The 13,360-nt window shown below is 72.9% G+C and carries 14 protein-coding genes; 6 read left to right on the top strand and 8 right to left on the bottom strand.

Annotated features, from left to right (window positions below; genetic code table 11):
- Positions 1-154 precede the first annotated feature (154 nt).
- The 4 genes from ligD (ACIRSS_RS10365) to ligD (ACIRSS_RS10350) all read right to left on the bottom strand — a co-directional run bounded on the left by ligD (ACIRSS_RS10365) (position 155) and on the right by ligD (ACIRSS_RS10350) (position 3,231).
- Complete coding sequence (gene ligD, locus ACIRSS_RS10365; protein ID WP_400893014.1) at positions 155-1,147, bottom strand: non-homologous end-joining DNA ligase; 993 nt, start codon at positions 1,145-1,147, stop codon at positions 155-157.
- 32 nt (positions 1,148-1,179) lie between these two features.
- Positions 1,180-1,599, bottom strand: coding sequence for a DUF6292 family protein (locus ACIRSS_RS10360; protein WP_400893011.1), 420 nt, complete (start codon positions 1,597-1,599; stop codon positions 1,180-1,182).
- Positions 1,600-1,655: 56 nt separating this feature from the next.
- Positions 1,656-2,063, bottom strand: a complete 408-nt coding sequence (locus tag ACIRSS_RS10355) for an STAS domain-containing protein (protein ID WP_400893008.1) — start codon at positions 2,061-2,063, stop codon at positions 1,656-1,658.
- 247 nt (positions 2,064-2,310) lie between these two features.
- Positions 2,311-3,231 (bottom strand): non-homologous end-joining DNA ligase, encoded by a 921-nt coding sequence (gene ligD, locus ACIRSS_RS10350; RefSeq protein ID WP_400893428.1) that lies wholly within the window; start codon positions 3,229-3,231, stop codon positions 2,311-2,313.
- A 63-nt stretch (positions 3,232-3,294) separates the two neighbouring features.
- Here ligD (ACIRSS_RS10350) and ACIRSS_RS10345 point away from each other — a divergent pair, with 63 nt between their 5' ends.
- Positions 3,295-3,522: a hypothetical protein gene (locus ACIRSS_RS10345; RefSeq protein ID WP_400893005.1), complete on the top strand. Its 228-nt coding sequence runs from the start codon at positions 3,295-3,297 to the stop codon at positions 3,520-3,522.
- Here the strand turns inward: ACIRSS_RS10345 and ACIRSS_RS10340 are convergent.
- Entirely contained in the window at positions 3,519-4,250 is a 732-nt protein-coding gene (locus ACIRSS_RS10340; RefSeq protein WP_400893002.1) for a hypothetical protein, read from the bottom strand. The two genes, ACIRSS_RS10345 and ACIRSS_RS10340, sit on opposite strands and share 4 nt — an antisense overlap.
- Positions 4,243-7,260: a DEAD/DEAH box helicase gene (locus tag ACIRSS_RS10335; protein WP_400892999.1), complete on the bottom strand. Its 3,018-nt coding sequence runs from the start codon at positions 7,258-7,260 to the stop codon at positions 4,243-4,245. Before ACIRSS_RS10335 ends, ACIRSS_RS10340 begins: the two co-directional genes overlap by 8 nt.
- Positions 7,261-7,466: 206 nt before the next feature.
- Here ACIRSS_RS10335 and ACIRSS_RS10330 point away from each other — a divergent pair, with 206 nt between their 5' ends.
- A complete protein-coding gene (locus ACIRSS_RS10330; RefSeq protein WP_400892996.1) occupies positions 7,467-8,258 on the top strand; it encodes a maleylpyruvate isomerase family mycothiol-dependent enzyme in 792 nt (263 codons plus the stop codon).
- A gap of 155 nt (positions 8,259-8,413) precedes the next feature.
- On the opposite strand, the gene ACIRSS_RS10325 is transcribed toward ACIRSS_RS10330, so the two are convergent.
- Positions 8,414-8,995 (bottom strand): TetR/AcrR family transcriptional regulator, encoded by a 582-nt coding sequence (locus ACIRSS_RS10325; RefSeq protein ID WP_400892994.1) that lies wholly within the window; start codon positions 8,993-8,995, stop codon positions 8,414-8,416.
- 86 nt (positions 8,996-9,081) lie between these two features.
- Between ACIRSS_RS10325 and ACIRSS_RS10320 the strand changes: the two genes are divergently transcribed.
- Positions 9,082-10,017, top strand: coding sequence for an NADP-dependent oxidoreductase (locus ACIRSS_RS10320; RefSeq protein WP_400892992.1), 936 nt, complete (start codon positions 9,082-9,084; stop codon positions 10,015-10,017).
- 22 nt (positions 10,018-10,039) lie between these two features.
- Here the strand turns inward: ACIRSS_RS10320 and ACIRSS_RS10315 are convergent, their stop codons facing one another.
- Positions 10,040-10,234, bottom strand: a complete 195-nt coding sequence (locus ACIRSS_RS10315; protein WP_400892990.1) for a hypothetical protein — start codon at positions 10,232-10,234, stop codon at positions 10,040-10,042.
- Between the two features lie 253 nt (positions 10,235-10,487).
- Here ACIRSS_RS10315 and ACIRSS_RS10310 point away from each other — a divergent pair, with 253 nt between their 5' ends.
- The 3 genes from ACIRSS_RS10310 to ACIRSS_RS10300 all read left to right on the top strand — a co-directional run bounded on the left by ACIRSS_RS10310 (position 10,488) and on the right by ACIRSS_RS10300 (position 13,174).
- A complete protein-coding gene (locus ACIRSS_RS10310) occupies positions 10,488-11,555 on the top strand; it encodes a fatty acid desaturase family protein (protein WP_400892988.1) in 1,068 nt (355 codons plus the stop codon).
- Positions 11,556-11,665: 110 nt separating this feature from the next.
- Positions 11,666-12,388, top strand: a complete 723-nt coding sequence (locus tag ACIRSS_RS10305; RefSeq protein WP_400892986.1) for an ANTAR domain-containing protein — start codon at positions 11,666-11,668, stop codon at positions 12,386-12,388.
- A 45-nt stretch (positions 12,389-12,433) separates the two neighbouring features.
- A complete protein-coding gene (locus tag ACIRSS_RS10300) occupies positions 12,434-13,174 on the top strand; it encodes a GAF and ANTAR domain-containing protein (RefSeq protein WP_400892984.1) in 741 nt (246 codons plus the stop codon).
- The last annotated feature ends 186 nt before the right edge of the window (positions 13,175-13,360 follow it).

Below are 13,360 nucleotides of genomic sequence, written 5' to 3'. Positions count from 1 at the left end.
CTTCGAGGGGCGCGGACGCCGGGGCTCGGTGTCCGTCACCGCCTCGACTCCGCCCGCCGCGCCGATGTGACCGGCCGTGACGGCGATCACAAGCCGAGTCGCAGTACCGCGTCGCGGTTGCCGTCGGTGATCTCGACCAGGCGTACCGGCGTGGTCATGCCGCTCCCGTCGGCCGGGGCACGCGCACCTCGCCGGGTGTCCGGTCCGGGCGCAGGCCGCGCCACGACGTGTGGCGCAGCCGCAGGTCCGGGGTGACGCGGCGGTAGACGACCTCGCCGACCAGCTCCGGCTCGACCCAGTGCGCGCCCCGGGCGCGGTCGCGCGGCACGTCGGTGCCGAACGGGCACCGCGTGCGGGCCAGCGGCGCCAGGACGTCGCGGAGGCGGTCGAGCGCGTCGTCGGTGAAGCCGGTGCCGACGTCGCCGATGTAGACCAGCGTGCCGTCGTCGTCGTACCCGCCCAGCAGCAGCGCGCCCAGCGTGCCCGCGCGACGGCCGGCGCCGGTCCGCCAGCCGCCGACGACCACCTCGCGCGTCTGGGTCAGCGCGCGCTTGGTCCACAACGGCGAACGGGTGCCGGGCAGGTAGGGCGCGTCGAGCCGCTTCGCGACGACGCCCTCGATGCCGTGCTGGGCCGCTGTCGCCAGCAACTGGTCCGGCGAGAGGTCGGCGCGGGTGTACCAGGGCGGCACGACGAGCCGGCCGTCGGCGGGCCGGACCAGCTCGGCCAGCAGTTCGCGGCGCTGCTCGTACGGCCGCTCCAGCAGCGACTCGGTCCCGATCCGCAGCAGGTCGAAAGCGAAGTAGACGACCGGGACCTCGGCGCGCAGCTTCGCCGTCGGCTCGTGCATGGCGCGGCGCTGCATCAGCTCGAACTCCGGGCGGCCGGCCGCGTTCAGCGCGACGACCTCGCCGTCGAGCACCGCCGCGTGGCCGCCGAGCGCGGGCGCGAAGACGTCCTGCAGCTCGGGGTAGCGGTGGGTGTGGTCGCTGCCGCTGCGGCTGGTGATCCGCGCTTCGCCGGTGCCCGCGACCCGGGCGCAGCCGCGAAAGCCGTCCCACTTCCACTCGTAGCCGTGCCGGCCGTCGTCCGGGAGGGGCCCGCTGACGGCCAGCATCGGCGCCACCGCGTCCGGCACCGTCCCCATCGCTCCAGTGTGGAGGATCGCCCCGCCCCGCGTCACCCGGCCGGCAGCAGCGGCAGCAGCTCCTGGTGGCTGCCCGCGCGGCGCAGCACGGGTGAGCCCGGCCCGTCCGGTGCCAGGTCCCCGGCGCGCAGCGCGGCGAGGAACCGCACGATCACCCGCGGCGGCGGCAGGATGTCGGCCCCGCCGAGGTAGGCGAGCACGATCATCTCCTCCCCGCACGCCGCCTCGACCGCGACGGCCCAGCCGTGCACCTCGTCCCACAGCAGCGCCACGTCGCGGTCGGGGTAGCGGCGCAGCCGCCAGTCCACCGCGACGTACGCCGACACCGGGACGTCGACGTCCACGGTGCAGGACTCGAGGCCGAAGCCGAGCGCGCCCGCCACCTCGCCGAGGTACGCACGCAGCCCGCGCTGGAACCAGAACTCGAGATCGGTGTCGATCAGGACGGACACCCGTTTCCTTTCTTCCCGGATCCCCCCGGGCACCCTGCCCGGCGGGGCGAAGCGGATCAGCCGGCCGCCGCCAGCGCGTCGGCCCGATCCCGGTAGCAGGAGAAGCCGGCGGCGCCGGTCCCCCGCGGCAGCTGCCGCCGCAGCGCCGGCGTGCGCACCACCCACGCGACCGGCACGGCCGTTTCGTCCGCGCGGTGCTGCACCCGCAGCAGCGCCCGGAGGCCGGCGCCGGAGCAGAACGTCACGCCGCCGAGGTCGACGACGAGCGCGCCGCCGCGGTCGAGCGCCATTTCCGCGCATTCGACAAAAGTGGAGACGGTCGCCAAATCGATGTCGCCCACCACCACGAGAAGCGTGCTCCGATCGCCGGGGAACGTCGTGGTGACCGAGAACGGCTCGCACAACGCTCCCGGTGACGAACGGCCGAAGGCTCGCGAAAGCCGCGGCGGTTTCTGGATCTTCATGACCGGCTCCGGCGGCTCAAGATGAACGTTTACGGGTAGACCGTACCCACCTCGTCCACCTTGGCGCACAACAAGATCTTCCCGGCCGCCGGGCTGTGCAGCGACACGGCCGTCTGCACGTGCATCTGTCCACAAGGGACGATCGAAATCGCCTGGTCGGACGCGCGGTTCCGCAATTGCGCCGAATCGGCCGGGCGGCACCTCCGGAACCGGAGTGTCCACATCGGAGAAAAACGATTCCCGAAATTCAGCCGAATGCGGGAATCGTGGCGCGCGTCCGCTCCAGATCCGCGAACAGGTCGCCGAGGTCGTCGACGCGGTCGAGCACCTCGCCGGCGGTGAAGCGCAGGTGCGAGACGTGCCGGCAGGCGCGCACCTCGTCCCACGTGACCGGCGTCGAGACGGTCGGCTCGTCGCGCCCCCGCAGCGAGTACGGCGCGACCGTCGTCTTGAACGGGTTGTTCTGGCTCCAGTCGATGAAGACCTTGCCCGGCCGCAATGTCTTGGTCATCCGCGCCACGACGAGGTCCGGCGTCTCGGCGGCGAGCCGGTCCGCGAGCGCCTTCGCGTACTGCGACGTCTCGCCGGGGTCCGTCGTCACGACCCCGGCGTAGAGCTGCATCCCCTTGGAGCCACTCGTCTTCGCGACGGGGGTGAGCCCGTCGGCGGTGAGCACGTCGTGCAGCCGTTCGGCGACGCGGCAGCAGTCGACGACGGTCGCGCCGGGCCCGGGGTCGAGGTCGAACACGAGCCGGTCGGGCGTGCTCCGCTCGTCGGCGGCGTCGACCGTCCACTGGTGGACGTGCAGTTCGAGCGCGGCGAGGTTGGCCGCCCAGACCAGCTCGGGCAGGTCGTTGATCAGCGGGTAGGCGACGACCTCGGAGTCCTTCCCGCGGCCGCCGACGGCGAGGCGGGCGGTGCGGACCCAGTCGGGCGCGTGACGCGAGACGTCCTTCTCGAAGAACGAGCCGCCGGCGACGCCGTCGGGGAACCGCACGAAGGTCATGGCCCGGTCGCGGATGTGCGGCAGCAGCACCGGCGCGACGCGCGTGTAGTAGTCGAGCACTTCACCCTTGGTGAAGCCGTGGCGCGGGTAGAGGACCTTCTCGAGGTTCGAGAGCGTCAGCTGCCGCTCGCCCACCCGCACCGTGATCCGGCTCCCCGCCACGCCGCCGACGATATCACCCATGGTTATGATGCACTCGTATCATCAAAACAGGAGGGGGACATCGTGAAGTTCGACGTGCTGCAGATCGTGGGGGCTGTTCTGACGGTCCTGGGGGCCCAGGGCGCGATCCGGCTGCTGGTGGACCACGGCAACACCGGCCTGCTGAGCTGGCTGGGCGCGGGCTTCGCCGGGACGCTGACCGGCTACCTGGTGGTCACGGCGGCGGGGATCGTGCTGGCCGGCTGGGCGCACGACCGGGCCAAGGCGCTGGGACGGCGGAAGCAGGGCTAAGCGCCGGGCTCGCCGGTGAGGGCCCGGTACACCGGCCGGAGCAGCTCGGCGACGTCTTCGCCGCCCGCCGTGAGCGCGAACGGCGGGGCCTGGTCCACCAGCGCGTCGGACGATGTCCGCGGCCCGTGCAGCGGCGCCGCACCGCCCAGGCCCGGGGCCTCGCCGCTGTCGAAGAAGGTGTCCATGACGTCGGTCAAGGCCGGCGACCGGTCGTCGGGATCGCGCGGCTCGGCGGAGATGAGCCGGTTCTTCAGCTCCTCGAGCAGCGCCTCGCGGTCCCGGCCGCGCAACGCGAGGATGGTGAACGGATCCTCGGCGACCCGCGCCACGAGCGCGGAGAACACCGCGTTCAGGTGACCGCACGGCACCTCGGCGGCCGGGCACGTGCAGTCCAGCGACACCTCCCGCGCCGACGACGGGAACAACGGCAGCCGGACCGCTTTGAAGATCTCTTCGACGTCGCGGGGCACCTCGCCGCGGAGCAGCAGGACCGTCGCCGACGCCTTGGCGGCGAGGGCGTGGGTGATCGCCGCCCAGTCGGTTTTCCCGAACGCCGTAAGCCCGATCCGCACCTGCTGGGGACGGTCGTCCTGCACCTCGGCGTCGACGCGTCCCGGGCCGACTGCCAAGGACACGACACGCCCCTGGCCGGGTGCAGGCAGGAGGATGCCCATCGCCGTCAACGCCCGGAGGAAGCGGGTCGACCACCACGGGAGCGGCTCAGTCATCGACCGCCTCCTCCCCCAGGGTCAGCACCCCGCGCAGCGCGTCCGTGGACAGTTCGGTGAGCCAGCTTTCGCCTTCGCCGACGACCATCCCCGCGAGCGCGCGCTTCCTGGTGATCAGGGTTTCGATGCGTTCCTCGATGGTGCCCGGGCAGACGAACTTCCGGACCTGGACGTTCCGCCGTTGCCCGATCCGGAACGCCCGGTCGGTGGCCTGGTTCTCCACGGCCGGGTTCCACCAGCGGTCCAGGTGCAGGACCTGGCCGGCGGCGGTCAGCGTGAGCCCGGATCCGCCGGCTTTGAGCGAAAGCAACAGGATCCGCGGCCCGTCGCCGGCCTGGAAGCGGTCCACGATGGCGTCCCGCGCCCCCTTTGCCAGGCCACCGTGCAAAAACGCGACCTCGGTGCCGAGCCGGTCCGACAGGTGCGGCACGAGCATGTGGCCGAACTCGGTGTACTGCGTGAAGCACAGCACCCGGTCGCCCGACGCCAGGATTTCCGCCAGGATCTCTTCGAGCCGGCTGACCTTGCCGGAGCGCTGCCCGATCGGGGAGCCGTCGTGCAGCAGGTGCGCGGGGTGGTTGCAGACCTGCTTGAGCTTCGTGATCGCGGCGAGGATGTTGCCGCGGCGCTTGATGCCTTGGCTGTTCTCGATCTTCTTCATCATCTCGTCGACGATCGCGCTGTACAACGTGCCCTGCTCGCGGGTGAGCCGGTATTCCTGCCGGATTTCGAGCTTTTCCGGCAGTTCCGGGACGATCGCGGGGTCGGTCTTCACCCGGCGCAGCAGGTACGGCTGGGTGAGCCGGCGCAGCTCGGCGGCCGCGGCGGTGTCGCCACTGCGCTCGATCGGGGCCGCGAACCGTTGGCGGAACTCGAACCTGGTGCCGAGCAGCCCGGGGTTGAGCAGGTCCAGCACCGACCACAGGTCCGCCAGCCGGTTCTCCACCGGGGTGCCGGTCAGCGCGAGCCGGTGCCCGGCTCCGAACCGCCGCACCGCCTTGGCCGTCGCGGTGTCGGCGTTCTTGATGGCGTGCGCTTCGTCGAGCACCAGGCGTCGCCACGCGAACGTCTCGAGCTCGTCGGCGTCGCGGGCGGCGGTGGCGTAGGTCGTGACGACGAGGTCGGCCGCGGCGACCCGCTCGGCGAGCGCGTCCCCGTGCGCGCGGGCGCTGCCGTGGTGGGCGTGGACCCGCAGGCCCGGGGCGAAGGTCGCCGCCTCCCGCTGCCACATGCCGACCAGCGACATCGGGCAGAGCACCAACGTCGGGCCGCGATCGCCGTCCGCCCGCTCGAGGGCCTCGAGCGCCAGCGTCTGGACGGTCTTGCCGAGGCCCATGTCGTCGGCCAGGCACGCGCCGAGCCCGAGCGCCGCCATGAACGCCAGCCACGCGACGCCCCGCTGCTGGTACGGGCGCAGCGTGGCGCGGAACGACGGCGGCAGCTCGACCGGCCGCAGCGTCCGGTGGACCCGCTCGGCCAGGACGTCCCCGACCCAGCCGTCGGCGCTGACGTCGGTGACCGGGAGCGGCGTCTCCCGCGTGAGGTGGACGAGTTCCAGCAGCTCGGCCGCGGTCGGGCGCTGAGCCTGCCGGTGCGGGTCGCGGCGGAGGAACTCGAGACCGGCGCGCAGCCCGTCGGCGTCGACGCTGACCCACCTGCCCCGCAGCCGGACCAGCGGTGTCTTCGCCGCGACGAGCTTGGCGAGCTCTTCTTCGCCGATCTCGTCGTCGCCCACCGCGATCGCCCAGCGGAACCCGCCCAGCTCGTCGCGGCCCACCCGGCTGCGGGCGACGACCTGTTCGGAGGGGGCGCTGCGGACGGACAGGCGCAGCCCGAGCCGGCGCCGGCCGTCCCAGGTGGCCGGGAGCTGCGCTTCGAACCCGGCCTCGATCAGCCGGGTCGCGCCCGAGGTGAGGAAGTGTTCGGCTTCCTCGACGGACAGGTCGTATTCGGACGGCTGGGTCCGGCGCAGCGCCGGCGCGAGCATCGGTTCCACCAGCGCGGCCCGGCCCAGTTCGGCGGTGAGCAGCCCCCTCGGGTCCCGGACCAGGCCGTTCGCCTCGCCCGACCAGATCTGCCCGGCCGACAGCAGCAGGCTCGGATCGGCCGTCGCGCGCAGGAGGAACTGCAGCTGCCACTTGGTGCCGTCGCCGGTCTGGTCGTCGGGATCGTCCGCGTCCGCCGGACGCAGGGTGCGGACTTCGGCGAGCCGGAAGCACGCCCGGCCGTCGACGACGTCGGTGTCGGCGACCTCGTCCCACTTCGCGACGGCGTCGGCCAGGACGCGCAGCTCGTCCAGCGGCAGCTCGACGCGGGGAAGGCCGCCCTGCAGGGCGGCCAGCCACACCCCCGCCGCGCCCCGGCCTCCGCTCAGGTCGACGGGCGGGTCCGCGCGGGCCAGCCGGTCGCGGACCGCCGCGTCGACCAGGGCGTGCAGGGCGTCGGTGACGAGCGCGCGCGGCGAGGCCCCGGTGAGCGGCGCGATCTGCTCGGCCCGCCCGACCGGCGGCATGGCCGCGACGAGTGCGTCGAAGGCGGCGAAGTCCACGCCTTGGAGCACCGGCCGCCACCGGGCCTCCGCGGCGTCGCCCCGGCGGACCAGCGTCGGCAGCACCCGCCCGCGCCGCACCAGATCCGCGGCCAGGTGGGCCACCGCCCGCAGGTAGGTGACCGAGGAGCCGTAGGTGGCCGAGTCGTCGAGGTCGTCCAGCTCGGTCGCGTCCACGATCAACGCCGGCACCGACCACGGCCGCAACGAGGGCGCACGCCGGTTGGCGCCCGCCGTCGACTCGGAGGACGCGAGTGGCCGGTTCGCTCGCGACGGCAGCAACAAGGTCGCCGACGTGGGCTTACCGGGATGCAGAGCGGTCAGCTGCGCACTGGAGACCGCGAACGGATGCGGAAGCGCGAGGTGCGCCGAACGGCTCGACGTGCCGGCCGGGCGTCGGTCGCGCTCCGCCCAGAGCAGCAGACCCCGGCCCGGCGACCACAGGGCGTGCACCGAGGGCAAGGTCTGGGGCTCCTTCGTCCGGTCAGGGTTCCCCGCAGATCGTCGCACGATGGCGCGGTTCGGCCACGGCGGGTCGATCCCGTTGGGTACGGTCTTGGCCGGATGCGGGTTCCGGCTGAACGGGCTGTCGATCCCGGCCGGCTTCGTTCGACGCGTAGCCGAAGGGGCCCGCAGGGGGCACGACCACCGGACACCGAGGACGTTCCATGACCGAACTGACCACCGACCACGCCCGGCAGGCGATCGTCGATCACACGCGACGGTTGGCGGAAGCAGCAGCCGAAGCCGGACCCGGCGCCGCCGTGCCGGCCACCCCGGGGTGGACCGTCACCGACCTGGTCCGGCACGTGGGCCAGACCCAGCACTGGGTCGCGGAGATCATCGAGCGCCGCATCACCGACCCCGCGCAGCTGCCGACGGAGCTGGCCGTACTCCCCTCCGATGCCCGCGAGTGGCCGGCGTGGCTGGCCGAGTCCGCGCAGCGGGTCGCGAGCGCGTGCTCCGATTCCGCGCTCGACGCGCCGGTGTTCAACGCCGCGGGCGACGAGCGGTCCGGGACGCGGTTCTGGATGTCCAGCATGCTCAACGAGGCGGTCGTCCACGGCTCCGACGCGGCCGGCGCCGCGGGCCGCCCGGCCGACATCGACGCCGGCGTCGCGGCCGCGCTCATCGGCAACCACCTCACGATGCTGACCTCCCCCACGTGGGAGGCGCGGCGGCCCGAGTCCGCCCACGCCCTCCGGGGCACCGGGCAGACCCTGCTGTGGCAGGCGACCGACACCGCGGACGCCTGGTTCGTCGAGCGGCGCCCGGACGGGGCGACGTGGCAGCCGGGAACCGGGCCGGCCGACGTGACGGTGACCGGCCCGGCGCGATCGCTGCTGCTGGTCTTGACCCGCCGGCTCCCCTTGGCCGACCGCGAAGCCGGCATCAGCGTCGACGGCGACACCGGCCTCGCCCAGCACTGGCTGGACAACACCGCGCACGCCGCCGGCTGACCGGCTCAAGCGGGGCGGGCAAGCCGGCCGAGCGCCGCTCAAGCTGGCCAGGCGCCAATCAGGCCGGCCGCGCCGTTCAAGCCGGCCGGGCGCCGCTCAAGCTGGCCGCGCGCCGCTCAAGCCAGCCAGGCGCCCCTCAAGCCGACCGGCGCCACTCAAGCCGACCGGGCGGCGGGGCGAAGGCCGTCCATCAGGAGGTCCAGCAGCCGGCCGGCCTTGGCTTCCTGCCCGGGCCGGGGCGCCACGGTGAAGATGCCGATGAGGGACGCGGCGATGTCTTCGGCGCTGACGTCGGAACGCAGGTCGCCCGCCGCGTGGCCGGCGTCGAGGATCGTGGTTATGGCCGCCAGCAGCTCGCCGCGGGTATCGGCGTGGGCGATCTCGCCCGACTCGATCATCGCGAGCAGCGTGTCGAGCATGCCGTTCTTGGTCGCGATCCAGTCGCCGAACAAGTCCATCCAGCGCCGCATCGCCGCGGCCGGGGCCAGGTGGCCGAGCAGCTCGCGGGCGCCGGTCGTCAGCCGCCCGACCTGGTCGCGGTAGACCGCGTCGACCAGCGACTCCCGGGTCGGGAAGTGCCGGTAGAGCGTCGCGATGCCGACCCCGGCCTCACGGGCGATCGCCCGCATCGACGGCTCGCCGTCCGCCGCCACGAACACGCGGGTCGCCACCGCCAGCAGCTGGTCGCGGTTGCGGGCCGCGTCCGCCCGCGGCGCCCGCGTCTCCGGCTCAGTCAAAACGGATCACGCTCCGGTTGTGTTAGGGTCGATCAGGTAAACGGAGCATAGTCCGTTTCGATGCGTTCCGGAGGAGACAGGCGTTCATGCAGGAAGACAAGAGCAGGGCGGTCCGGCTCGACTCGTTCGGCGGCCCCGAGGTCCTGGACGTCCAGGAGGTTCCGGCGCCCCAAGCCGGCCCGGGCCAGGTCCGGGTGCGGGTCACCGCGGCCGGCCTGAACCCGATGGACTGGATCATGACCACCGACGCGGACACGGCCGCCCGGTTCGGCTTGAGCCTGCCGGCGGGGTTCGGGACCGACTTCGCGGGAGTCGTCGACCAGGTCGGTGCCGGGGTGACCGGCTTCGCCCCCGGCGACCGGGTGTTCGGGGCCGCCCTGTCCCGCGCGGTCGCCGACTTCGTGGTGGTCGACGCGAGCGGGGAGACCGCGGCGAACGAGGTCCACCACACCCCTGACGGCGTCGACGACCGCACCGCCGCCACCCTCGCGATCGCCGGCCGCACGGCGTCCGCCGCCCTCGCCGTGGTCGCCCCCGGCCCGGACGACACCGTGCTGATCGGCGGCGCGGCGGGCGGGGTCGGGGTGTTCGCCGTCCAGCTGGCCCGGATCGCGGGAGCACGCGTGATCGGGACGGGATCGGCGAGCTCGGCCGGTTTCCTGCGCGATCTCGGCGCCGAACCGGTCGGCTACGGCGACGGCCTGGCCGAGCGGGTCCGAGCCCTCGCACCCGGCGGCGTCACCGCCGCCATGGACTTGTTCGGCACGCAGACGGTGGACGCGGCCAGGGAACTCGGCGTCCCGGACGACCGCATCTGCACGATCGCCGCGCAGGTCGACGGAGTGCCGGGCGCCAACGGCGCGAACGCGCCTTCCGGTTCCCTGGCGGAGATCGCCCGCCTGGTCGCGGCCGGCCGGCTCCGGGTGCCCATCGCGGCGAGCTTCCCGATCGAGCAGATCCGCCGCGCGGCCGAGCTCCAGTCCGGCCGGCACGTCCACGGCAAGGTCGTCATCGACCTCTAGCGCAACGCCGTCACGACGACGCTCAGGTTGTCGCCGACGGGGGTGGCTCGGCGACGCCGTCGGCGGCTGCGAGCCCGAGAGCGGCGAGCAGCAACGCGCAGTCGTCGGCGTCCTTCGCCGCCGAAGCCACCAGCCGGGCGCCGTGGTAGCGCTGGTCGCGGGTGAGCTCGACGGGATCCGAGCCGGGCTCCTCGGGTCGTGCCGGGGCGCGCCTCATCGGTGCCCCCGGGAAGTCGCAGTGGCCATCGGTCCTCCCCCGGTGCCGGACTCCGCAGTGTATGCCCGAACGGGGCGGCGCGGGTTTTTCACGCCGGGACCACCCGCCTGGACGACTACTTCGGCTGCCGGCGGACCTACGCTGGGCAATTCCCGCCCCGGCCCCGGCGAGGGCCGTGGTACCCGGCAACGCCGCCGGGCGAACGTCTGCCGTGGAGCGCGAACCACCGCGCCGAACCGAGGAGATGCGCCCGATGACCGAGCCGGCACTGCGAGAGATCGACCGAATCGGCGAAGAACTGGACGCCGTCCGCCGGCGCGTGGTCGCCGACCTCGGCGTGGCCGACGCCGAGTACATCCGGAAAGTCGTTGCGGCCCAACGATTATGCGAGGTTTCGGGCCGGGTGCTGCTGTTCGCCGGCTGGTTCCCGCCCGCCTGGCTCGGCGGGGTCGCCGCGCTCGCGGTGTCGAAGATCCTCGACAACATGGAGATCGGCCACAACGTCATGCACGGCCAGTACGACTGGATGAAGGACCCCGCGCTGAATTCGCGGACCTTCGAATGGGACATGGTGTGCCCGGGCGACCAATGGCGCCGCTCGCACAACTTCATGCACCACACCTACACCAACATCCTCGACAAGGACCGCGACGTCGGCTACGGCATCCTGCGGATCAGCGAGGACCAGCGGTGGCACCCGTACTACCTCGGCAACCCGCTGTACGCCGCGGCGCAGGCGGTGTTCTTCGAGTACGGCATCATGCTGCACGACCTGGAGGTGGACCGGATCGTGCAGGGCCGGCGGACCTGGGCCGACGTCCGGCCGCTGGTGGCCCCGATGCTGCGCAAGACCGCCCGGCAGGCGGCGAAGGACTACGTCGTCTTCCCGGTGCTCACCGGCCCGCTGGCGCCGCTGACGCTGACCGCGAACGCCGGCGCCAACCTGATCCGCAACCTCTGGGCGTTCGCGGTCATCTTCTGCGGTCACTTCCCCGACGGCACCGAAGTGTTCACCGAGCGGGAAAGCGAAGACGAAAGCCGCGGGAAGTGGTACCTGCGGCAGATGCTCGGTTCGGCGAACATCACCGGAAGCCCGTTGTTCCACCTGCTGTCGGGAAATCTCAGCCACCAGATCGAGCACCACCTGTTCCCGGATCTGCCTTCGCGCCGCTACCCGCAGATCGCCGCGGAAGTGCGCGAAATCTGCGAACGGCACCACCTGCCGTACAACACGGGGAGCCTGTCCCACCAGCTCGGCTCGGTTTTCCGGAAGATCTTCCGGCTGGCTTTGCCCCGGGCACGCGGTGACCTCGCGCGGTAGGGTGCGGGAAACGCACCCGCGGTGGCGGAGCTGATCCGGACCTCGTCTTTTCCGAGTCGGTGTGGTGTGCAGACACCGGCTCGGAGGAGAACGAATGCGGCCGATCGCCCGTGGCTGAAATCGACGTACTGCGGGCCGGCGTGCTGGCCGCGCTCGCCGGCGGGCGACCCGGCAGCGGCGTCGACGTGGTCGGCCGGGTGTGCCGTGCGTGCGTGCGGCTGCTCCCGGTGGACGGCGCCGCGGTGTCGGTGATGGCCGACGCCGGCCACCGGGAGGCCGTCTACTGCAGTGACGCCGTGAGCGCGGCGCTGGCCGAACTGCAGTTCGCCCTCGGGGAAGGGCCGTGTTTCGAGGCGTACACCCACGGCGGCCCGGTACTGGTCCCGGATCTCGGCGCCGGGCTGCCCACCGCCTGGCCGGTGTTCGCCGCGCAGGCCGCCGAGTACCCGGTGGCCGCGTTGTTCACCTTCCCGCTGCAGATCGGGGTCGTGCGGGTGGCGACCCTGGACACCTACCGGGCGACCCCGGGTTCCCTGGCCGGCGCCGAGCTCGCGACCGCCCTGCAGGTCGCGGACCTCGCCGCGCTGGCCCTGTCCGGGCTGCTCGGCGGGGACCGCTGGCTCGACGGGGACGGGCGGTGGATGGAGGGGGCCGGGATGCGGCACCGGGAGGTGCACCAGGCCACCGGGATGCTCATCGCGCACCTCGACCTGCCGGCCGCGGAGGCGCTGGCCCGGATGCGCGCCTACGCGTTCGGGCACGGCCGCCCGCTGCGGGACGTCGCCGCCGACATCGTCGCCGGCCGGCTCGAAGTGGACCGGGAGGCCTGGTGAGGACCACCATGAAGCCATCGGACGAGCGACCGGGAGATGGTGGGCATGGCCGACCGTGAACGACAGGTGACCCGGACGTTCGTCGCGTTGGCCGACACCCTCGTCGACGACTTCGACGTCGCCGACCTCCTGCACACACTGGTGCGGCGCTGCGTGGACCTGCTCGACGTCGCCGCGGCCGGCCTGACGCTGGTCGACGAGCGCGGGAGCCTGCAGGTGCTCGCCTCCTCCACCGAGCAGGCCCGTCTGCTGGAGCTCTTCCAGCTCGGCATCGACGAGGGTCCGTGCGTCGAGTGCTTCGAGGCCCGGACCCCGGTCCTGGTCGCCGACGTCGCCGCGCAGGCCGCGCGGTGGCCGCGGTTCGCGGCGGAGGCCGCCCGCCAGGGGTTCGCGTCGGTGCACGCGCTGCCGATGCGGTTGCGCAAGCAGATCGTCGGCGCGCTGAACCTGTTCGGCACCAAGCCCGGCGAGCTCGGAGCCGACGACGTCGACCTGGCGCAGGGCCTGGCCGACACGGCGACGATCGGCATTCTCCAGGAGCGGGCGATCCGGCGCGGGGAGACGTTGTCCGAGCAGCTGCAGACGGCTTTGAACAGCCGGGTGACGATCGAGCAGGCGAAGGGTGTCCTCGCCGTGACCGGCCGCCTCAGCATGGACGACGCTTTCACCGCGTTGCGCGGCTACGCCCGCGGCCACAACCTGCTGCTCGGCGAGGTCGCCCGCGGGCTCGCGGAGCGGAGGCTCGATCCCGCGCTCGTGCTGGCCCGGCAGGACGGCCGGACGTGACCGGGGTCATCGCCGGGTGGTGAGGTACGGCCTCGGGTCGAAGCTCTCCTCGGATCGGGTTGCGACAAGCCAGGGTGACATGAGTCGTCGTTGATCGTTTCCGCGGCGCGACGCCGATTCTCCGACGATTCCGTTAATCGCCGCAACCTACCGCAAACGATTCCATCACGGAATGGCTAAAGCGAA

Origin of the sequence: Amycolatopsis sp. NPDC101161 (assembly GCF_044768185.1) — a bacterium.
Taxonomy (GTDB): Bacteria; Actinomycetota; Actinomycetes; order Mycobacteriales; family Pseudonocardiaceae; genus Amycolatopsis.
Note: the sequence above shows the minus strand (reverse complement) of the source record. Positions and strands in the feature narration are given on the sequence as shown.